The 21,632-nt window shown below is 52.5% G+C and carries 21 protein-coding genes and 1 riboswitch; of the genes, 3 read left to right on the top strand and 18 right to left on the bottom strand.

Annotated elements, in window-relative coordinates:
• Positions 1–55: 55 nt before the first annotated feature.
• Positions 56–775 (bottom strand): precorrin-2 C(20)-methyltransferase, encoded by a 720-nt coding sequence (gene cobI, locus KJB30_RS08760; protein WP_214298137.1) that lies wholly within the window; start codon positions 773–775, stop codon positions 56–58.
• A complete protein-coding gene (gene cbiE, locus KJB30_RS08765) occupies positions 772–1,995 on the bottom strand; it encodes a precorrin-6y C5,15-methyltransferase (decarboxylating) subunit CbiE (protein ID WP_214298139.1) in 1,224 nt (407 codons plus the stop codon). Before cbiE ends, cobI begins: the two co-directional genes overlap by 4 nt.
• 302 nt (positions 1,996–2,297) lie before the next feature.
• A riboswitch (cyclic di-GMP riboswitch) is annotated at positions 2,298–2,374 on the top strand.
• Positions 2,375–2,453: 79 nt separating this feature from the next.
• On the opposite strand from cbiE, the gene KJB30_RS08770 reads away from it, so the two are divergent.
• Entirely contained in the window at positions 2,454–2,795 is a 342-nt protein-coding gene (locus KJB30_RS08770; RefSeq protein ID WP_214298141.1) for a hypothetical protein, read from the top strand.
• A gap of 212 nt (positions 2,796–3,007) precedes the next feature.
• On the opposite strand, the gene KJB30_RS08775 is transcribed toward KJB30_RS08770, so the two are convergent.
• The 9 genes from KJB30_RS08775 to KJB30_RS08815 form a co-directional block, all read right to left on the bottom strand.
• Complete coding sequence (locus tag KJB30_RS08775) at positions 3,008–4,231, bottom strand: GGDEF domain-containing protein (protein WP_214298143.1); 1,224 nt, start codon at positions 4,229–4,231, stop codon at positions 3,008–3,010.
• Between the two features lie 188 nt (positions 4,232–4,419).
• Positions 4,420–4,707, bottom strand: coding sequence for a rhodanese-like domain-containing protein (locus tag KJB30_RS08780; RefSeq protein ID WP_214298145.1), 288 nt, complete (start codon positions 4,705–4,707; stop codon positions 4,420–4,422).
• Between the two features lie 69 nt (positions 4,708–4,776).
• A complete protein-coding gene (gene typA / locus KJB30_RS08785) occupies positions 4,777–6,582 on the bottom strand; it encodes a translational GTPase TypA (RefSeq protein ID WP_214298146.1) in 1,806 nt (601 codons plus the stop codon).
• Positions 6,583–6,837: 255 nt separating this feature from the next.
• Positions 6,838–7,242 carry a CoA-binding protein gene (locus KJB30_RS08790; protein WP_214298147.1) on the bottom strand — a complete coding sequence of 135 codons (405 nt, stop codon included), beginning with the start codon at positions 7,240–7,242 and terminating at the stop codon, positions 6,838–6,840.
• A 13-nt stretch (positions 7,243–7,255) separates the two neighbouring features.
• Entirely contained in the window at positions 7,256–7,666 is a 411-nt protein-coding gene (locus KJB30_RS08795) for a type II toxin-antitoxin system VapC family toxin (RefSeq protein ID WP_214298149.1), read from the bottom strand.
• Complete coding sequence (locus KJB30_RS08800; protein WP_214298151.1) at positions 7,663–7,893, bottom strand: AbrB/MazE/SpoVT family DNA-binding domain-containing protein; 231 nt, start codon at positions 7,891–7,893, stop codon at positions 7,663–7,665. The genes KJB30_RS08795 and KJB30_RS08800 overlap by 4 nt, the downstream gene beginning before the upstream one ends.
• A gap of 154 nt (positions 7,894–8,047) precedes the next feature.
• Positions 8,048–9,304, bottom strand: a complete 1,257-nt coding sequence (locus KJB30_RS08805; protein WP_214298153.1) for a glutamate-5-semialdehyde dehydrogenase — start codon at positions 9,302–9,304, stop codon at positions 8,048–8,050.
• 324 nt (positions 9,305–9,628) lie between these two features.
• Positions 9,629–10,900 (bottom strand): hypothetical protein, encoded by a 1,272-nt coding sequence (locus KJB30_RS08810; RefSeq protein ID WP_214298155.1) that lies wholly within the window; start codon positions 10,898–10,900, stop codon positions 9,629–9,631.
• A 132-nt stretch (positions 10,901–11,032) separates the two neighbouring features.
• A complete protein-coding gene (locus KJB30_RS08815) occupies positions 11,033–11,989 on the bottom strand; it encodes a rhomboid family intramembrane serine protease (RefSeq protein ID WP_214298157.1) in 957 nt (318 codons plus the stop codon).
• Positions 11,990–12,138: 149 nt separating this feature from the next.
• Between KJB30_RS08815 and KJB30_RS08820 the strand changes: the two genes are divergently transcribed.
• Positions 12,139–13,521, top strand: a complete 1,383-nt coding sequence (locus tag KJB30_RS08820; RefSeq protein WP_214298159.1) for an ATP-binding protein — start codon at positions 12,139–12,141, stop codon at positions 13,519–13,521.
• Here KJB30_RS08820 and KJB30_RS08825 read toward each other — a convergent pair.
• The 3 genes from KJB30_RS08825 to KJB30_RS08835 all read right to left on the bottom strand — a co-directional run bounded on the left by KJB30_RS08825 (position 13,496) and on the right by KJB30_RS08835 (position 17,784).
• The gene (locus KJB30_RS08825) at positions 13,496–15,490 is read right to left on the bottom strand and encodes a heterodisulfide reductase-related iron-sulfur binding cluster (RefSeq protein ID WP_214298163.1); all 1,995 of its coding nucleotides are present in this window, start codon (positions 15,488–15,490) and stop codon (positions 13,496–13,498) included. The genes KJB30_RS08820 and KJB30_RS08825 overlap by 26 nt on opposite strands.
• A gap of 71 nt (positions 15,491–15,561) precedes the next feature.
• Positions 15,562–16,884 carry an electron transfer flavoprotein subunit alpha gene (locus tag KJB30_RS08830; RefSeq protein WP_214298164.1) on the bottom strand — a complete coding sequence of 441 codons (1,323 nt, stop codon included), beginning with the start codon at positions 16,882–16,884 and terminating at the stop codon, positions 15,562–15,564.
• An 84-nt stretch (positions 16,885–16,968) separates the two neighbouring features.
• Entirely contained in the window at positions 16,969–17,784 is an 816-nt protein-coding gene (locus KJB30_RS08835) for an electron transfer flavoprotein subunit beta/FixA family protein (protein WP_214298168.1), read from the bottom strand.
• Between the two features lie 390 nt (positions 17,785–18,174).
• Here KJB30_RS08835 and gdhA point away from each other — a divergent pair, with 390 nt between their 5' ends.
• Entirely contained in the window at positions 18,175–19,521 is a 1,347-nt protein-coding gene (gene gdhA / locus KJB30_RS08840; RefSeq protein ID WP_214298169.1) for an NADP-specific glutamate dehydrogenase, read from the top strand.
• 65 nt (positions 19,522–19,586) lie between these two features.
• On the opposite strand, the gene KJB30_RS08845 is transcribed toward gdhA, so the two are convergent.
• The 4 genes from KJB30_RS08845 to nifX all read right to left on the bottom strand — a co-directional run bounded on the left by KJB30_RS08845 (position 19,587) and on the right by nifX (position 21,575).
• Positions 19,587–20,384 carry an NAD(+)--dinitrogen-reductase ADP-D-ribosyltransferase gene (locus KJB30_RS08845; protein ID WP_214298466.1) on the bottom strand — a complete coding sequence of 266 codons (798 nt, stop codon included), beginning with the start codon at positions 20,382–20,384 and terminating at the stop codon, positions 19,587–19,589.
• An 8-nt stretch (positions 20,385–20,392) separates the two neighbouring features.
• A complete protein-coding gene (locus KJB30_RS08850; protein WP_214298171.1) occupies positions 20,393–20,722 on the bottom strand; it encodes a NifB/NifX family molybdenum-iron cluster-binding protein in 330 nt (109 codons plus the stop codon).
• A gap of 110 nt (positions 20,723–20,832) precedes the next feature.
• Positions 20,833–21,096, bottom strand: coding sequence for a ferredoxin III, nif-specific (gene fdxB / locus KJB30_RS08855; RefSeq protein WP_214298173.1), 264 nt, complete (start codon positions 21,094–21,096; stop codon positions 20,833–20,835).
• A gap of 92 nt (positions 21,097–21,188) precedes the next feature.
• Positions 21,189–21,575 (bottom strand): nitrogen fixation protein NifX, encoded by a 387-nt coding sequence (gene nifX / locus KJB30_RS08860; protein WP_214298174.1) that lies wholly within the window; start codon positions 21,573–21,575, stop codon positions 21,189–21,191.
• Between the last annotated feature and the right edge of the window lie 57 nt (positions 21,576–21,632).

The following is a 21,632-nucleotide window of genomic DNA, read 5'->3' on the forward strand; positions in this document are numbered from 1 at the left end:
CACAAGGTGGCTTTCGAGGATGGCGGCGAGATGGCTGTTTTTCAACAACCTGTTTTTAGTCGTGAGGGGTTGTTACGATTATCAGTGAGAGGTAATCAGGGGAATGGGTTGCCATTGCGTCAACGCCTCGCAGAACCTTCTGCCTCGCCGATCCGGCGCGCTCCACAAAGATGCTGTTGCTGGCCCGGCCGGTCTGCTTGAGCAGCTCCAGAATATCAGCATACAGCGGTTTGACTTTCAACAGGACAACCGTTTCATATTTGGCAAGGGCTTCGATAATTTTCTCAATGCCTGCAGTGGCCGGAATAATGACGATGCGATCCTCCGACTCTGCCAGGGAAACTTCTGCAACCGCGGCTGCCGTATTGATGCTGGAAATACCGGGCACAATTTCTACCGCAATCTCCGGATATGAAGTGCGCAGAATACGCAACAGATAAATGAACGTGGAGTAAAGCAGCGGATCTCCGATAGTTATAAAAGCCACGCTCCGTCCCAGCCTGACCTGTTCAGCCATCATGCTGACAGCCGCCTCCCAGGCAGGCACAAGTATCGATGTGTCGGCCGTCATGGGAAACTGGTGCAGTATTATCTCCTGACGCTCGCCGTCCAGAAACTCTTTAACCGTCTCCAGTGCTACACTGGTCTCCCCCAGCCTGGCCACCGGAGCCAGAATTACATTGGCCTGGCGCAGGATCCGCTCCGCCTTCCTGGTGACCAGTTCCGGATCGCCCGGCCCCACACCGATAGCATAAATCTTTGCCAAATCCATCATTCCAGGCCTTTTCCTTTGCCGGCAGTGATTATGTACACCGGATTCTGCGCTTCAAACATTTTGTATTCGGTCAATCTGCGGGTTTTGGAGATATTGACACAGGTAGCTTCCACTGTGTAACCATGATCCTCCAGAAACTCAACCGCTTTGGCCAGGGTATCAAGGGTTACCGCATTCAGCACGATGAGCCCATCGGGCCTGAGACGCTTGTCAATCGCATCGATGATTTCTTCCAGGTGTCCCCCTGCACCGCCTATGAAAACCCGATCAGGATCCGGCAATTCATCCAGCCCGTCAGGGGCCAGCGCTTCAACCAATTTGACGTTGCGGGTGCAGAATTTTTTAAGGTTTTCATGGATAAAGCCGACGCTTTGGGGATTACGCTCCACCGCGAAAATTCGACCATTGGGCATCAGGTTTGAAGCTTCTATGGATACCGAACAACTGCCTGCTCCGATATCCCACATCACCAAATCGTCCTGCAGTTGCAGCTTGGATAGCGTAACCGCGCGAACCTCCTGTTTAGTGATCAATTTTTTGAAGGTCTGGAACTCATCATCATCTATTCCAATCAACGGATACTGGACCAGGTTGGGCTCGTAGGTTCTGATCAGGATCAGAATATTCAGGTCGGAAGCCTTCAGTTCCAGTAAACCGCGTACATCGCTGCGGGTGAACTTTTCAGTCGTCAACCCCAGATCTTCACACAGCCAGGCCTCATATCCTTCGGCCCCTCTGGCGATCAATTCCCGTGCAATGGCTGCCGGCGTATTGACCTTATCGGTCAGTACACAGGCTTTCTCCGCAGCAATGATCTTGTCAACCGCCGCATGCATGCCGCGCCCATGGACAGAAACGAAAATTGCATCGTCCCAGGGTTCCTTGATACGTGAAAAGGCATACTGCATGCTGGTGACGTTGGCGAAGATCTCGATGCGTTCCTTGGACAGATTGCGCAGCAGAAAGCGTGAGATCCCGAAGAAGGTAGGATCACCAGAGGCCAGTACGACCACGAGCTTGTCAGTCTTCTGGAGGAAGTCGAGCAGATCAGAGAGATCTCCAAGCACCATTTTTTTGCCAGAGAAATCGGGAAAAATATCCAGGTGCCGCTGATGCCCGACCATCACTTCGGCTTGGGAGATTATCTCGAGCGCTCTGGTACTGAAACCTTCCCAGCCGGCCATGCCGGCACCAACCAGGTATATTTTCTGCTGTGTCATGACATATTCCCCCTGCGGGTTTCCTGTGTGTGAAAGGGCCAAACTATACCATTGCACATGCTAAAAATCATCTCTTTATCCATCCCTCAACCGTTCACAATGGCAGGGAACATGCATCTCCCCTTTGTGCTTAAGCTGTCAAAAGCTGGTAAAGAGGCTGACACTTTACGTCAAAACACTAGGGCAAAAAGAGAGGCACGAAAGAATGTAGCCTCGAAAGATTTGATATTTTTCGGTTTTTATAAAAAGAGGATAAAGGCATACTATGTGCTAGCAGGAAGAGTTACGCAAATTGGCGGGATACACGAGAATACTAAACCATCCGCGAGGATGGGACGGAAAGCCTACAGGGTCTCTCTGAGACAGCCGGGTCGCCGAAATATCTCAAGATATTGGCACCCGGCTTTGTCATGCCGGGATAGCGGCACCGGGTGCATGCCCGGCAGCAGGAGTCCGCAATGTCAGGCTTTGAGAGAAGAGTACTTGGTACAGCGCTTGGACTGTGTGTCCTGATCGGCACCCTCCTCCCCTCGGCACCAGCATCCGGAGAACCGCTTCTGCTGCTGCACACGACCGGCACCCCAACACCAACCCCTGCCCAGCAAGTAATCCGGCAAGACCTGCATATCGGGCTCAGAGAACAAGGCGACATGGTAATACAACATGGAGCAATGGCCTTGATAGTAGCCAGTGTATCGCCAGACCTTATAAATGAGCTCCCGGAGCGTTACCGGAATGCGCAAAAGCAGGATATTCCAGTCCTTAGCGGCATCAGTTTGACATTACAACTGATGTTCTAAAAGGCTGTTAAACTCTGGTTGTTCAAAAATAGTCAGATCGTCGCAACCGGCGAACGCCTCGCGGAGGGGTTATCCAGCATCCGCCGCACACTTTCACCTGTGAAAGTGGACCGCGAAGGCGCCCGAAAGGTGAGGCCGCAGGCCAAAGTCACAAGGTGGCTTTCGAGGATGGCGGCGAGATGGCTGTTTTTCAACAAGCTACTAAAGATCAATCACCTGCTGATCTGATTGCGCCCCCTGTTCTTTGCCTTGTAGAGGGCCTTGTCGGCTGCCTTGATGACATCCTGTGCAGTAACTCCATCCGCATTTTCCGCCACACCGATACTGATGGTAACCCCCACGCTGGCACCCTCCCCACGACTGCCGCGCTGCCCCTTTCCCTGCCGTTTGTCGGCGGGACGATCTCCACTCCTCAGCATCAGGCGGTAATTCGCAATCGTCTCTCTTACTGATTCAAGGTGCGGCAGGACATCGGCTGCGCTACGACCAGGAAAAAGGATGGTGAACTCCTCGCCGCCATAGCGATACGCCTTTCCCCCTCCCCCCACGGCCGCAATTTTTGCTGCCACGAACCTGAGTACCTGATCACCCACAGCATGGCCATAGCTATCGTTGAATTTTTTGAAATGGTCCACATCAAGCATAGCCACAACATAGCGCCGACCCAGCCCATGGAGCGCTTCGTTCAGAGCACGTCGCGATGGGATTCCGGTAAGGTCGTCGCGAAAAGCCAGGTTATGGGAATCACGCATGACGCTCAAAGCAACAACAACCGTCCCGGCAACAAAGAAGGCGGTGTGAACAGTGTGGGAGGTCAAGCCATTGGCAGCAACAAAAAAAGCGGTCAATGCTCCCAGTATGCCGCTATCAATTGCAGCCTGTCTGCGTATTGCCAGCACGGCAATCACAATGAACCACAGGGCTCCAAGCAACATGGCAGGTTGGGGCACCAACATACACTTGGAAAAAGGCAGTGACACCAAAGTTCGTGCCAGATACGGCAGAAGATCAACAAAGTGATAGTGGAAGAGCCAGATGAAAAAGAATGCCTGCACAACCATGAAAGCCAGACGCACCCTTCCTGCCAGGGAGAAAATACCACGCTCTCGCATCAGGGCCACCAAGGCCATATTAGGGGGTATCAAGAGAACAAGCGCCTGATATGCAGAATTGAAAGCAGGCTCTATCTGCTCGGGAAGAGAGCGAAAAACACGATAGGAAACTGCCAGCATCAGCAGAACAAAAAGTGGGCGACCACGATGGAAATGTATGGCCAGCAGCCCTCCCCCGGCTGCCGCCAGATAGGGTGCAACCGTGACAAGCTCCTGACGCGGCAGTGGCAAAGTGGCTATCTGGGGTGCCAGGAACCAGGCCGCAACCAGAAGTGCCGTGGGGATAAAAAAAACTGGCGTTCGTTTAAGTATGGCAGATAGCAAAGGAGGAAGGCCTCCGGCAGTTTTGGGTGGAATAAATGCTATGACATCGACTCAGGGACTGATCGCTATGCCGGCTACTTTTCTATCGGTAATCCGGCTTTTTTCCAGCCCGGAAAACCTTCATTCAGGACATATAGATTGATAAAACCATGCTGAGCCGCCAGCCTGGCAGCTTGTGGACTCTGCCCTCACGAGAAGCCGTTGCAGTAAAAAACTATCTTGTCCGAGGTGGGGTAATGCAGCAGAGCTGGATTAGCGGCCATGTCGTTATATGGTATGCTGACAGCTCCAATGATATGCGCTTCACGGTATTCCGCAGAGGGACGGCTGTCAACAATCACAAGCGGTTCACGGCGGTCAAGCATTGCTTTAAGCTCCTGCAATGTCAGGTTCTTGTACGGCTCCGCAGCGCTAACAGCGACAGCCCCCAATAACAGCAATCCAAACATCACCAGAAAGCAGCGCAGCTTTTTCATCCCAAGCCCTCCTTGCTATCAGCACATACGACAAAGGCCGGGAAAACATCCCGGCCTTACATACCGTTACTAACCTTTGGATGCCCGTTTACGTTTGGTCGGATCAAGTTCTTTCTTGCGTAGACGGATAGATTGGGGAGTAACCTCCACCAATTCGTCATCGTCGATGAACTCAAGAGCCTGCTCCAGGGTCAAGAGACGCGGAGGAGTCAACTTGATGGCATCGTCAGTGCCGGAAGCACGCACGTTGGTCAGCTTCTTACCTCTGCTGGGATTGACTTCCAAGTCGTTATCCTTGTTGTGCTGGCCAATAATCATGCCGCCATACACTTCAACTCCGGCGCCTATGAAGAGAATTCCGCGCGGCTGAAGCGCATCAAGGGAATAAGCAGTTGTTTCTCCGTTTTCCATGGCCATCAGCACGCCATTCTTGCGGCCGGGGATGTCGCCTTTATAGGGAGCATATTCGTGAAAGGTATGGGTCATGACAGCGGTGCCGCGAGTATCGGTCATCACCTCGCCACGCAGGCCGATCAAACCACGGGCAGGAACAATGAATTCCAGACGGACCATATCGCCCATGGGCGCCATGGCAACCATTTCACCCTTGCGCGGACCCATTTTCTCAATAATGGCACCCTGGAATTCCGAAGCGACATCCACAACCAGGTATTCCATCGGCTCCATCTTCTGGCCATCCTTGACACGCACGATGACTTCCGGCTTGGAAACGGCCAGCTCGAAACCTTCGCGGCGCATATTCTCGATCAGGATCGACAGATGCAGCTCGCCACGACCGGAGACCTTGAAGGTATCCGCACTTTCTGTGTCCTCCACTCGCAACGAAACATTGGTGCGCAATTCCTTGGTCAGACGATCGCGGATGTTTCGTGATGTGACCCATTTGCCTTCACGACCTGCAAAGGGGGAGGTATTGACGATGAAGTTCATGGACAGGGTCGGCTCATCAATTGAAACATAAGGCACAGCCACCGGATTCTCTGCAGAGGCCAGAGTCTCACCGATACTGATCTCATCAAAACCGGCTACGGTAACAATATCTCCGGTGCCTGCTTCTTCGATATCAACCTGCTTGAGGCCTTCGTACCCGAGCAGCTTGGTAATGCGCCCTTTGGTGATCGTTCCGTCAGCCTTGATCATGGCCACGGTCTCGCCCGCCTTGATCTTGCCGTGGAAGATACGACCAGTGGCCATGCGGCCAATGTAATCGTTATAGTCGATGTTGGCGATCAACATCTGAAAAGGTGCGCTGGCATCCCCCTTGGGAGGACGTACATTTGATTCCACAACAGCAAAGAGCGGCTCCATGCTGCTGGACTCGATATTGATATCCAGTTTGGCATAGCCCATCTTGGCGCTGGTGTAAACCACCGGAAAGTCGAGCTGTTCGTCGGAAGCGTTCAGTTCACAGAACAGGTCGAAGACCATATTGAGAACTTCATCAGGGCGCGAACCGGGACGATCGATCTTGTTGATGACAACGATCGGCTTCAACCCCAGGTCGAGAGATTTCTTCAGTACGAAGCGGGTCTGGGGCATGGGGCCGTCCAGAGCATCGACCAGCAGCAGTACTGAGTCGACCATCTTGAGCACGCGCTCCACCTCGCCACCAAAATCGGCATGGCCGGGGGTATCAACGATATTGATTTTGTACTGGCCATGATGAATGGAAAGGTTTTTGGCCAGAATGGTGATGCCGCGCTCTTTTTCAAGGTCATTGCTGTCCATTACGCGCTCGGTAATGGCTTCATTTTCACGATACACGCCGGCATGTTTCAGCATGGCATCCACAAGGGTAGTTTTGCCATGGTCAACGTGGGCGATAATGGCGATATTTCTGATTCTTTCCTGCATGATTAAAGCTCCTCAATTCTCTCAAATAAAAAGACGGGCAAAAGGCCCGTCCATAAGTGTCGGCAGTATGGCAGTTTTTTGCCATGCTGGCAAGTTATTATCGCGTTACAACACGCTTCTCTGCTCTCATACCTCCACGGTTTGTTAAAACCCATCAAGCTGTTTTTAGAACCTTTTGGCCGTTATTGTTTAAGCTCTCAACCCTCCCAAGGCTTTATCCTCACCATGCACTCCCCCTTGGTTCGAGCCGGGATATCAATGATCATGATAGCCCATAACAACCAGCAGACAGCTGCCGTCGGCAATGACATTGATCCCCCGCTCGCGGCAGAGCGCCACCGCCTCGGGATGTTCTGCACCCGGCTGCATCCAGATGTTTTCAATCCCTTTTTCAATAGCAAGCGGAACCAGTTGTGCCGTCACTGCCGGCGGGGTTATCATCGAAATGCTTTTGACCCCGGCCGGCAGATCACGGACATTCGCGACACAAGGCACACCTTCTATTTCAGGTTCACTGGGATTCACCGGCACAACGCTTTTACCGTTCTGCTGGTAACAGCGCAGCACCTTGTTGCCGTACTTGTGGCGATTGGCAGAGGCACCGATAACGCCGAAGCTGGGAGATGCCAGAAATTTATCGATCTGCTCTTGCATATTCATGATTGACTCCTTTCTACGGGGTAATGAGTTTCAATGAAGGGAAATACGTGCGATAGCGTGCAGCATCACGAGTTAGAAGCGTCAGGCCCGCAACCGCTGCATGGGCACCAATAAAAAAATCCGGCAAAGGCGAGCTTTTCGTTCCTCCAAGCTTACGGTAGCGTATAAAACATTTGCCGGCTAGAAACGCTGCTTCCCATGGAAGGGGCGCTCTTTGGAAAACAGCCAACGGCAGGACTTCTTCCATTTCTTCAATTCTCTTAAAACCAACTGAAACCTCCGCGTAGATGATCGGATTAATGATTAAGGAACAGCAGTCAGCCGCTTTTTGCAACTGCATAGCCGACCATTCGTACCAGTGGATATCCTCCTCCAGCACATCAAGCAGCACGTTGCTGTCCACAAGAACGTCGCCTGCTTTCACCCTTCGCCTCTCGTAAGCGCCATTATTTCGTCTGTTGTCATTCGCACAGTGGCGCGTCCGCGCATAGTTTCAATCAGCTTCTTCCCTCTACTTGCTTCACTGGTGACAGTACGTAAAATAACTGTATTCCCCTCAACAACAAATTCAACTTCACTCTGGGGAAATATACCCAGTCGCTGACGAACGCTGCGCGGAATCGTTACCTGGCCTTTGCTGGTCACTCGCATTCTAACACTCCTTTTACAATGTAATACCATTTGAAGTATTACATTGAGATTCCAGGCCTGTCAATGTGCTTCTGACACCATCCTTTTGAGCCTGATAAATGAAAAAGCCCCGCCAGGATATCTCCCGGCGGGGCTTTTTCGTAATGAATAAATACTACTCCCGGACCTGCCCATCACCATAAACTATAAACTTGGTAGTAGTCAGATCTTCCAGCCCCATGGGGCCGAAAGAATGCAGCTTGGTGGTGGAGATGCCGATCTCCGCGCCCAGGCCAAGCTGGTTGCCATCAGCAAAACGGGTGGAGGCGTTGACCATCACGCAGCTGGAGTTGACTTCACGAATGAAGCGTTGGGCTTTGGAATAATCTGAGGTAATGATGGATTCGGTGTGCAGGGAACCGTAGCGGTTGATATGCGCGATGGCTGCGTCCATATCGTCCACAACCTTGCAGGCCAGGATCAACTCCAGGTATTCGGCGTGCCAGTCCGACTCATCGGCCGCCTTGGCAATGGGAGCAAGGATACGAAAAGCTTCATCCCCGCGCAATTCGACCCCAAGATCGGACAGGGTCACCGCAATGCGGGGAATAAAACCGGCTGCGGCATCTTTGTGGATCAGCACGGTTTCCAGGGCATTACAGACACCGGGACGTTGGGTCTTTGCATTGATGATGATTCGCTCGGCCATGTCGAAATCAGCCTTGTCATCGACGTAGACGTGGCAGACACCCTTGTAGTGTTTGATGACCGGAATGCGCGAGTTCTCCACCACGAATCGAATCAGGCTTTCGCCCCCGCGGGGGATGATCAGGTCAATCAGCTCCTCCTGCTTGAGCATTTCCAGTACCCCTTCGCGTTCGGTGAAGGGAATCAATGAGAGCGCTGCCGTGGGGATGCCCTGTTTGGCCATGACACTCTGGAGAATTCCTGCAATGGCCAGATTGGAGTTGATCGCCTCGGAACCTCCACGCAAAATCACGGCGTTGCCCGCCTTGAGACAAAGGGCAGCGGCATCGGCGGTCACGTTGGGACGCGCCTCGTAAATGATACCGATAACACCCAGAGGAATGCGCATCTTGCCCACCATCAACTCATTGGGACGCTTCCACATTTTCGTCACTTCACCCACCGGATCAGGCAGGGCCGCCACTTCCCGCAGCGCGTCAGCAACAGCGGCAATCCGCTTTTCATCCAGCATCAGCCTGTCCAGCATGGCGTTTGAAAGCCCCTTCTGCCTACCGATTTCCAGATCCTTTGCATTTTCTGCAATCAGTTGGGGAGCCTGGGCTTGCAGCGCCTCTGCCATGGCCAGCAGCATGTCATTCTTCGCTTTCGTACCAAGGCGGGACATGACAAACGATGCCTGGCGAGCTTCCGAGGCTATCTGTGCAACCTGTACGGCAATATTCATGGGAAAATCCTTTGCTTGGAAAGTTTTCAAGACCGAAAAGTGTACGGTAAATCAATGATGGCTTCAAGTGAATTGAAATGCGACTTGTTCAACTCGATCAACAGCCCCCTACCTTAGAAGGCTGTTGAACCAGGTTGTTCAAAAATAGTCAGATCGTCGCTACTGGAGAAAGTCCCGCGGAGGCATGAGAGTATCCGCCGCACACTTTCACGTGTGAAAGTGGACCGCGAAGGCGCCCGAAGGGTGAGGCCGCAGGCCGAAGTCACAAGGTGACTTTCGAGGATGGCGGCGAGATGGCTGTTTTTCAACAACCTGTTAAGTACTTTAGCCGAAGCGGTAGATCAGCCGTCCATCCTGGTACAAATCCACCGGCCCGTCCTGGGACACCTTGATCACCTTGCCGAAGAACGAGGCAGCGCTGGCAGCAGTGGTTCTGCCACCGCCGGTAACCACCTCATGGGCATGTGAAGTATCGATTATGAAACCGATCTCCAACAGCTTGCCGGTTCGACTGAAGACCGTCATGCCGTCGGACGAGAGGATACGCAACAGGGTGCCGGCACGTTTCAACTCACTGATCGTCCGACCCTTGGCCTGACCGATCAAAAGGCGCCCGATGGGATCATCCCCGCCCACTGAACCTTTCTTGAGGTTAGCCAGCTGACGCGGCTTTCCATCGTAGATCAGGATGACTGTACCGTGGCGGATCTTGGAAAGAGCGTAGACCGTCCAAAGCAGTTCATCGATGGATTCCTCATCCAGACTGTCCGCCAGGTAGGAGCGCATGATATCAGGGTCAAAAATAGCCCAGAGCCCCTTGCGCCGTACCAGCAGCCTGGCCGGACTGACCAGTATCTCTATCTCCGAGGCTTCATTGACCGTTATGGCAAAAGCACCACGCCCGGAACGTCGTACCAGGGAAAATATCTCCCGCTGAGTCAGGCGCTCAACATCGGTATGCAAACGGGATGAGGTGCGGATGACGCCACTGACCTGCATCTGGATGTTGGCTACAAAAAACAGGTTAACGCCGTCGATGAAGCGATAGGTCAGTGGATTATCGAAAAATGTGGGGGAAAGCTCTTCATGCGGCTGCAAAGGAGTCAGCATGTGCTGACGTTCTTTCAGCAGATTCTGCAAAGCCTGGACAGTGGTGCGATGAACTATCAGCCCTGTGGTAGCCGGTTTACCTTCGTAGCGCTGGTAGGAGAGGTTTTTCAGCAACTGGATCACCTGCTGAATCGGCCAGAATGCCTTACGGTGATCACCCCTCAGCGAACGGGCCACAGTGATATCCATGATCGAGGCCAAAAGGGCGGTGCGGAAATGGGCTGCATAGCCCTCTTGACGGAACCCGCTGTACATTGCAGAAAAAGCTGTCAGCAACTCACGGCAGAAGCTTTCCTCGGTGCGGGTAAACGGAAGAAAATCGCGCCTGGCTGTGAAATGGTAGTCATTGTCCTCTATAGTGACCGCTTCGCGAATTGCATGCCCCTGAACCTGCTCCTCTAAAGGCCCGGGCGCAAGATCCACCTCTGCTCCGCCAAGAAATGATCGTACATTCCCTTTGATTGCCTCAAATACCGTAATTGGCATGTACCCCCCCTTGGACAATCAGGTTAAGGTTAAGGTTAAGTTTGAGGTTTAGGTTGAGCTACCTGCCTTTCCTCAACCTCAACCTAAACCTCAACCTCAACCTAAACCTGCCGTTCCTCAACCTGCCGTTCCTCAACCTGCCTTCAAAGCCAGCCACCACGCCACCATTACCACACCAGCACTGAGCAATGCCAGCAGTCCATTCAACATTCTGCCGGGCTGCCCTTTCCTGGCGATAAGATGTTCGGTGAGCAGTCCGAAGATGGTTCCCGCAGCAAAACCGAACAGGTGCGCCCCCAGGTCTGTATTTTTTCCCTCTGTCCCCAGCACGGCCAGCAGTGCCAGGGCAGAGGCCACCGGGAGCAGCCAGCGTCGCTGCAGTTGGTGACGGTAACGCAAGAGACTTATCGCTCCCAATATGCCCACCGCACCGAACACGGCGGTGGATGCGCCAACGGAGCTGTGGCTGGGTTGTTGAACCATGGCATTAATCAGATTTCCGAGCATCCCGGAGGCCAGGAGCAGAGTCCAGGCCAGTCCGGAACCTAGTTCACGACAGAGAAAGATGATGAAAATACCACCGATTCCCAGGTTGCTGGAAAGGTGCAGCCAATCGGCATGAAGCGTCAGGGCAGTAACAACCCGCCACCACTGGCCATCCATAATGGCAGCAGCACTGGCTTTGCCAAGGCTGGTCCAGTCAGGGGAATATATACCGGGCAAAGCAAGATCCAACTGGATCAGGTTATGAAAAATTGCCAGCAACAACAGAATAGAGACGGTAGCCAGAGTGTTCTCTTTTAAAGAACGGGGCGGAGGAGCAAGTGGCGGCCAGTTCCTGTTCTCCTTTTCAAAAAGGGAAAGTTCAGTGCAAGCAAGTCGAATAAGATGCGGCGGCACCAGCAGACGCTCCATGCCCTGCTCTCCCGGCTCAAGACGACATGGAATAGAACGAGCCTCCAGCACCAGGGCCCATAAATTTACGCGCCGGCTTGAAATATTTCGGCGCGCCCCCCTCTCGATATATTCCAGTGGAAGAGCCTGCCACTCCTCTTCCACAGGGACGTTGTCTTCATCACCATTTTCCATAGGACAACTATAACCATCCCGACTCCGCTTTGCCATATCTATGAAAAAAAAGATGCCTCACGGCCTGGGGGAATTTCGGGGGTACATTGTCTTTTTCAGCTTTTGTCCTATAATTTTCAAGACAGTTACTGCCTGTTTTGGAGGGGTGCATGCCAGAGACAGCTTGTGGTGCGGTTGCAGGAGAAGGCAATTCCTTTCGACAGATTCAATTAAAAAAAGGGGGAAGCTGCAAGCAATTAACTCTTGATCTCCAGAAAAAAGCTGTTTCTGATGACTGCATTACCCTGGAACGCGCTCTTGCCCGAACAGAGGAGCAATGCCGCCACTTGGAGATGCAGCTTTCAGGTGCCATGGCAGCGGCCCAAGCGGCTGACCGGGCGAAATCGGATTTCCTGAACCTCATGAATCACGAAGTCCGTACTCCCATGAATGGAATCGTTGCCCTTGTAGAACTTCTTAATTCCCTTCCGAAAAGTAAACAGCAACAGGAATATCTGAATGGTATTCAGGCATCTTCAGACAGCCTGCTGCACATCATCAATAATATTATCGACTACTCTCATCTTGCTTCTGGTGAACTGGCGCTTGAAGATGAGAGTTTCTCTCCTCGCGCTGTAATTGAGGAGGCTGTTGGACCTCTGCTGAAGCTACCCAAAGAGAATATTGACTACATTCAGGATGTTGAGGAGACGGTTCCTGCCTTGCTCCGTGGCGACCCCCGCAGGCTCAGGCAAATCATAGGCAACCTGATTTCAAATGCCATCAAGTTCACCGAACAGGGCACCATTCGCCTTTCCCTTCACCTTACCCAGCAGACTGACACACACGCCACACTTCATTTCACCATCGCGGATACCGGAACAGGCATTCCTCCCGGTTTCAGAGAAAGGATCTTTGACCCTTTTATACAGGCGGATTCCTCAAGCACCCGGAAATGTGGCGGTGCGGGGCTGGGGCTGACAATCGCCCGGCAACTGGCGGAATTGATGGGAGGCAGCATCCGGCTTGGTCGTGAAAGTGACAAGGGCAGCACTTTTCATTTCGACGTGCCGCTCAAAATGGATATCAGACAGGAAACCACCGCATGTTCGGCGGAAAAGGATCAGCGGAGTCTATTGCAGTGGGGGGGGCGTTCTCTTCACATTCTGCTGGCCGAAGATCATGAAACCAACAGGAATTTAACTGAAAAAATCCTCAGAAGATTGGGACATACAGTATCCGCGGCTTATAACGGCAAAAAAGCCGTCGATATCAATGAACAGGAATCTTTTGACCTGATCCTGATGGATATGGAAATGCCGGAGATGGATGGTTGGGAGGCCACCAGTATTATCAGAAAGCGTGAAGCGGCGGGCACGAGACATGTGCCCATAATTGCCGTTACCGCTCACGCCATAAAAGGAAACAGGGAAATGCTGATGGCTTCCGGATTCGATGGTTACATGTCGAAACCCATCGATTTCGTAGCTCTGACAAGGGAAATGAAACGTCTTGCGTCAACAATCGTTACCGGAGTACCGCCTCGGCCATAACCTCAGCCAGGTCCCTGACCCTCACTCCTTCACTCTTGACGTCCTTCAGCCCATCCTCGAACATCGTCATGCAGTAAGGGCAGGAAACACAGATAGTCTCGGGCTTCTGCTCAAGCGCCTCTTTCACACGGGCAAGATTGATTCGCTCCCCGCCATGCTCTTCCATCCACATGCGGCCTCCACCGGCGCCGCAGCAGAAAGCATTATTCCGGTTGCGCTCCATTTCTGCTGGAGCTGCACCTGTGGCTGCGGCAATGACTTCTCGCGGCGCATCGTACACATCATTATGGCGCCCGAGGTAGCAGGAATCATGAAAAACCACCGATCCGAACTCTGCCGTGGTCTTATCAAGAACAAGCCGACCATCCTGAACAAGATTGCGCAAGAGTTCCGAGTGGTGAATCACTTCCAGCTCCAGCCCAAACTGACGGTAGTCGTTCTTGAAGGTCGTGAAACAGTGGGGACATTGAACAATTACCTTCTTCACGCCCCGTTCCTTGAATAACGCCACGTTTTCCCGCGCCATTTTATCAAAAAGGTATTCATTGCCCAGACGCCGCACACTGTCCCCGCAACATTTTTCCTCCTTGCCGAGAATCCCCCAGGAAACACCTGCCTTGTCCAGCAGTTGGGTCATGGCAACGGTCACATGTTTGTTGCGTGCATCAAACGAACCGGCGCATCCTACATAGAACAGGTATTCGGTCGTGTCGCTGTCAAAAGGTTTGACATCAAGGGTGGCAGACCACTTTGTGCGTTCCGAAGGAGCAATGCCCCAGGGATTGCTGCGCCCCTCCATGTTTTCAAAGAGGTTGAGCAATTCTTCTGGGAACCTGGCTTCGGTTTCCACGAAATGACGCCGCATCTGAATGATCTTGGGCATCTGTTCGATAAAGACCGGGCAGGCTTCCATGCAGGCACCGCAGGTGGTGCAGGCCCAGATTGCTTCATCACAGCAATGTTCCTCACCCTCTTCACCAATCAGCGCCTTTACCGGCTGCTGACCGTTTTTCAGGCCGGGGCCGTTTTTCAACAAGTTCACTTTAATATCATGAATAATTCCACGCGGGTTAAGCGGCTTTTTAGTCAGGCTGGCGGGGCATGCATTCTGACAGCGCCCGCATTCAGTACAGGAAAAGGAATCAAGCAGGTCTTTCCAGGTAAAGTGATCGACCCGATCTACTCCAAAGGTGTTACCCGCCTTGAATTCTTCACGTGGCACGGTATTTGGTTTCTCAAGACGCCGGAAGAAACAGTTTGGAATTGCTGTCAGGATGTGCATGTGCTTGCTGTTGGGCAGATAGCAGATGAACGTCAGCAGGGCCAAGGCATGCAGCCACCAGGCTGCGCCGTGAATTGAACCAAGCTGGGCCTGGGGAAGCAGACCTGCAATCAGTGCGGAAACCGGCATCATTTTCCCGGCAGTCGCCAGGAATGAGGCTGGGTCAGAGTTGGAACGGTACATGATGGTGGCCAGTTCCGAGGCATTAAGGAAGAAGTAGGCAACCATCAACATGCCGATCAGGGTCAGAATAACAAAAGCCTCGGCAGTGCGGGCCTCAGGGAACGGCGGAGCAACAATCCTGCGCACATAGGCAATGACAACCGCCCCCAGGGCCAGGATTGAAGCCATATCAATCATGAAGACAAGCGGGACATACAGCTCGAAAGGGAGCTTGATCAGCTTGATGCTCGGAAACAGGCCGTTCAGAATGAACTCGCTGTTCGCTACAAGCAGGATCAGGAATGTCCAGAATATGACGAAATGATTGATGCCGAATGGCTTGGCCAGCACCCGCTTCTGGGCAAAAGCATATTTCAGCATTTCCAGCACCCGCTGCCCCGGATTGTCGAAACGGTCTTCCCGCTGCCCGATGGTGAGCAGACTGAAACGGCGCCAGCATCCCCAGGCAAAGATGGCAAGAGAAATAAAAAGAAGAACAGCGAATATGGTCGGACGTGATGTCATGGTTGAACCTCAGTAATATCGAAGGCTGGAAAGAATTGGAACAGTCGTCAAAGGAGTAATTCCCAAGGGAGCTAGGAGTTTTTCCGTTTAATTTCCCGGATTTTTTTTGTCAGGGCCGGTATCACCTGAAACAGGTCGCCCACTATTCCATAACTGGCAACTTCAAAAATCGGAGCTTGTGGATCCCTGTTGATGGCAATGACCATATCTGAATCCTGCATGCCCACCAGATGCTGAATAGCGCCGGAAATGCCGCAGGCGATGTAGATCTTGGGGCGAACCGTCTTACCAGTCTGTCCCACCTGACGATCTGTCGGCATCCATCCGGCATCAACGGCACTGCGGGATGCGCCCACGACACCGCCTAATTCCTCGGCCAGTTCATGAAGAATGGCAAAGTTTTCAGGAGACATCATGCCGCGTCCTCCGGAGACGATAAATTCGGCACCGGTAATGTCAACTGCACTTTTGTTGTGGCTGTCTCGTATGATTTCGATGACCTTGGTCAGAATGCTTTCTTCAGGAACAGTGAAATCCTCGCGAATGATCGTACCAACCGCACCCGGTTTGTGTTCCGGCATCGGCATGACATTGGGACGCACCGTAGCCATCTGGGGACGGAACTTGTCACACATAATGGTGGCCATGATGTTGCCGCCAAAGGCAGGTCGTGTCTGCATCAGGTTGCGCTTGTCGTCAATGCCCAATCCGGTGCAGTCGGCGGTCAGGCCGGTGGCGACTTTGGTGGCAACGGCACCCGCCAGATCGCGCCCCATGCCGGTGGCTCCCATCAGGATTACTTCCGGCTTGTGTTTTGTGATCAGGTGGCAGCAGGCTTCGAGATAGGCTTCGGTGCGATAGTGAAAAAATACGGGAGCATCGACGAGATACGCCTTGGTTGCGCCATAGGCAAAGGCTTCTGTGCAGAGATGCTCGACCTTGTGGCCGATGATCAAGGCACACAGTTCAACACCAAGTTTTGCTGCCAGTTCCTGGCCTACGCCAAGCAGTTCCCAGGAAACCTTTGCCGACTCCCCTTCAGTCTGTTCGATGAAAACCCAGACACCACGATATTGGGCCAGTTTAGCGGCAATGGCAGCCGCTTCGGGGTCAAGCTCCTCTTCCACAGGTGCAGCTGAAGTGGCCAGTTGTTCCAGTATCTTCAACTCTTCCGGAGTAAAGTACATCTCCAGGGCGCTGGCCGGGCAAATCTTGACGCACTTCTGACAGCCAATGCACTTGGCCGAATCGATGATCGGCTCCCCTGAGTCGGTCATTTCAACACAGTTTACCGGGCAAACACTTTGGCATCGAGCGCCGCAGGCAATACAGGTATCTGCCAACAGACGGGCAACGCCGCGCGGCCGCTTTGGTTTAGGCTTTTGTTCAGTCATGTCACATCCTTATTGTAAAGGCTGAGGTTAAGGCTGAGGTTGAGACAAGGCTGTTACCTTGACCTTAACCTCAACCTTAGCCTGCTAGATTGGAAGCATATCCTTGGCCATCAGTTTTTCAATCAACAGCGCAGCCGTTCCTTCCGGATCGGCATAGCCATCTCCCAAAATCTCCCCTACCACCCGTTCCGGGGAAAAAATCTTGCTGACCCATGTCGGAGATCCTTTGAGACCTATGGACTGCTCATCCAGCTTGAGCACCTGATTGTTCCACACCTCCACCTGCGCATCGGCAGCAGCCAGGCGCATGGGAACTTTCGGGTAGCGCGGCCGGTTCAGCTCCCGCACTACGGTCAACATGGCCGGTAGAGGAGCTTCAACTATTTCGTGGCGCCCTTCCAGTTTGCGACTGACGCGAATCCTTTTTTGGGAAAGGTCAAGATTTTCTATACGGTCAACCAGGGTAAGCTGCTGATAACCGAGTCGACTGGCAATGCCGGGTCCCACCTGGGCCGTATCGCCGTCAATGGTCTGTTTGCCGCATAGCACCAGCCCCACCTCGTCCATTTCGGTATTCAGCTTGCTAATGGCTGCAGAAAGTACGTTACTGGTAGCCAAAGTGTCGGCTCCCCCGAATACACGATCCGAGAGAAGAATGGCTTTATCAACTCCCAGAGCAAGCGCCTTCTTCAAGGTAGCTTCGGCATTGGGTGGTCCCATTGATATGGCTGCCACTTTGCACCGGAAGCGGTCCTTCAGGCGCAGGGACTCCTCCAGAGCGTGGGTGTCATAAGGGTTGACGATGAAAGGGATACCTTCCCTGACCAAAGTATTGGTGACCGGATCGATTTGAACCTGGGTGGTGTCCGGAACCTGTTTGATACAAACAACGATAAGCATGGACGCCTCACTTAATTTGCTCAAAAATTAATCACTTTAGAAAAACTCTTTTGCGTACAACGCCAAACCCTATTACCTCATGCCACAAGAAGATGCAAGTGTTTACAATTTCACGAAATATTGTTACTTTAACTAAAAATGGATCTGCGTCGTCAGAGTAACACTATTAAAATATTATGAGTACCATCACAACACAACTCCGTCCAAGCACTTTCAGAAATTTCTTACGCTGATTCCTCACCTTCTTGCGAATGCCCAAAAATCAATCATTTGCACATTTTTTACACAAGCTGCACATTATAAAAGCAAATAGGCGCGCTTTGTGCTTACATTTTAAGCACTGCACAAAAAAGTGCTGGCAAATTTTTAATCACCTAAGGAGAGCACAGCATGCCAAAAGTAGACGAGAAAATTGAAGGAATGTATCAGGAAGTCCTGAAGAGAAACCCTGGTGAAACAGAATTTCATCAAGCTGTTCTCGAGGTCCTCGAATGCCTTGGACCAGTTGTGACCAAGCACCCCGAGTATCTTGAGCGCAAAATTATCGAGCGCATCTGCGAGCCCGAGCGTCAAATCATTTTCAGGGTACCCTGGCAGGACGACAAAGGTACGGTTCACATCAACCGCGGCTTCCGGGTTGAATTCAACAGTTCCCTGGGACCCTACAAAGGCGGCCTGCGCTTCCATCCTTCAGTTTACCTCGGAATTATCAAATTCCTCGGTTTCGAGCAGATTTTCAAAAACTCCCTGACCGGCCTGCCGATCGGTGGAGGCAAAGGGGGCTCCGATTTTGACCCCAAAGGCAGGTCAGATGATGAAGTCATGCGATTCTGTCAGAGCTTCATGACCGAGCTTTATCGTCATCTGGGCGAGCACACCGACGTTCCTGCCGGCGACATCGGCGTGGGCGGTCGCGAGATCGGCTACATGTTCGGCCAGTACAAACGCATCACCAACCGTTACGAGCCGGGCGTACTGACTGGCAAGGGCCTAACCTGGGGGGGATCACTGGTTCGCACCGAAGCGACCGGTTATGGTGCCACCTTCTTTGTCAATGAAATGCTCAAAGCTCGCAAAAACTCTTTTGACGGCAAAACCTGCCTGGTTTCCGGCTCCGGCAATGTCGCCATCTATACCATCGAGAAAATTCATCAACTGGGCGGCAAGTGTGTGGCCTGCTCCGACTCAAATGGTGTGATCTATGACGAAAAAGGTCTTGATCTCGATCTGATCAAGCAGCTCAAGGAAGTCGAGCGTCGCCGCATTCAGGATTACGCCAGTGTCCACAAACACGCCAAATACATCCCCAACGGCAACATCTGGGAGATCCCCTGCCAAGTGGCAATGCCGTCGGCAACACAGAATGAAATCAACGGCAAAGACGCCGCAACCCTGGTCAAAAATGGCTGCATCGCCGTCGGCGAAGGTGCCAACATGCCAACCACTCCGGAAGGGGTCAAAGTGTTCCTCGACGCCAAGATTGCCTACGGCCCGGGCAAGGCTGCCAATGCAGGCGGCGTTGCCACCTCGGCTCTCGAGATGCAGCAGAATGCCGGCCGCGATTCATGGAGCTTCGAGTATACCGAGAAAAAACTGGAAGACATCATGATCAACATCCACAGCAACTGCTTTGAAACAGCCGATGAGTATGGCGCACCCGGCAATTATGTGCTCGGCGCGAACATATGCGGCTTTATCAAAGTGGCCAACGCCATGGTTGCCCACGGTTTGATCTAACAGCTGCTAGCACCTGTCTTTATCGAAATTGTTTCACTGAAAGCCCGGCTTCGTGCCGGGCTTTTCTATATTGTACACATTACCTTGCGCACCCGGTAATCGCCACCTATCACCAGGTATTCCTCTTCTCCCTTCAGAATGCTGCCCGGCAGCAAGCCCCCGTAGAAGAAGATCTTGGCAAGTGGAACGTGCACCTCCCACACTGTTGATCCGAACTCCCAGGCGCGCTCCTCTTCAGCGGTACATGAAACCAGATTATTGAATCGCACTATCTGCTCGCGACGGCTTACTTGCTCAAGCAGGTCATACTCCGCTGCATCACAGGTACCTCGATAGAGAATCTGAGCTGCAGTTTCAGAATTGCTCCGCTGCAGCTCGTACTGGCAATATTCATAGAGCAGATCAAGTTGGGACTGAATCGCATTGGTACGTGCGCTTCCCCTCATCACATCAACCGTAAAGTTGAAATATTCCTCACCATGCAGATCAGTTATCCTGGCACGATGAAAAGTTGGGGCAATTCCCATCCTGCTCTCAACCCAGCGTTTCAGCACCGCTCCTTCAACTGAATTTGAATCCATCATCCAGCCGCGCAGAAACCTGAGATAGCTGTTTTTGATGCTCTTGCGCGCACTGTCGGTGGCCTGGTCCTGCCAGAGATGCAGCTGAAACTTCACAGACATGTAATCGTTGAACACCACCGCACGCTCTTCCTGTGAGGCAATGTCGGCCAGTCTTTCAAACAGGAACCGGTTTCCTTCCCTGACCCCCTGGATCGATAGAGGCTGGGGATTGTCGTTAAAATGCCGCGAAGCGATCACCCAGGGGGGAAGGTTACAATGATTGAAAGAATTATGGCTCATTCCGGTATTCACAGAATTTTTGCCACCTCCACCAGCGTAAAGTGGATGGGACCGCATAATGTAAATGGTTCGATGCCGAGTTGCTCAAGCTCGCTCCGGGGATGTTCCCCCATCTGGGCAGTAACCACCGCCCTGCAGCCGGCAAGTGCAGTACCGATGTCTCTGAGCAGATGCCCGCGCAAGGGGTGCTCCGGGTCATAGCTGCAATAGCGGTCAACCTTCTTCTCGTCAACCAGCCTGACTTCACCGTTCTCCACCTCATAGATCAGAAAACGCTCGGCATGACCGAAGTGCTGATTTATCTCTTTGCCATCTTTTGACGCAACCGCGATGAGCATAAACCACCTCCGAAAACAGGTTGAGTTTGAGGTTGAGGTTAAGGAAGACCTTTAGCTCAACCTTTAGCTCAACCTTAACCTGAACCTGTTTTTTCTGTTTTTCCCTGTTTCTATGCTTCGAGCGGTGCGAAGGAAAAGCACTTCTTGGGGCATGTCCTTCCGCAGGCCTGACACCCGATACAGTTGCCCTCCTTGCCAATTGTCATGTAAGCCTTGGCGGAATCATCCTCATCCACCTCTTCATACGCCAGCACGTCCATTGCACAGACCTTGTAACAGCGGCCACAACCAATGCAGACTTCCTTGTCGATAGCGGTAATAAACTGCGGGGTCCATTCCTTTTTGCTCTTGGTCAATCCGGTAATGTAGGCCATTTTCTTATACCTCCTGTAGGGTTGGTTAGTTTGTCTTGTCAGGCTAAGGTTAAGGGTAAGGTTGAGGAATTTCCAGTCCCCGATCCCCAGGTTCAATCTTCCATGAAAGAGGCCATTTGCCCCTTGTTCATCGCCTTCCTCAGCCAAGGTGGCGGATTGCCCCGCAGTACCTCCTGGAAACGCTCCACGGTCTCCTTAAGGCTGACTTCAGTGTTGGTTTTCATGGGGTGGATCTTCAGGGCTACCAGTTTGGCCGCGGCCGGACCGCCAATCTGCATGGTGTAGACGATGGCACAATCAGCAAGAAGCTTCGCCCGGGCGGCAATGCGATCTTCCTCGTCCGCTCCATGCTCCCCCACACTGATGGTTTCGATGAAATCTGCCTCTTCCGGCCCCACTTCCCAAATCTGGAAACTCTCGGCCTGCCCGAAATGCAGATCGATCATCTCACCTGTCTTCGACGTAAATGCAATTTTCATTGGTCTCTCTCCTTTCCTGAAACAGCCGATGCTGCTGATTTCCCCTGAACCTTAATC

This window comes from Pelotalea chapellei (assembly GCF_018531195.1).
Classification (GTDB): Bacteria; Desulfobacterota; Desulfuromonadia; order Geobacterales; family Pseudopelobacteraceae; genus Pelotalea; species Pelotalea chapellei.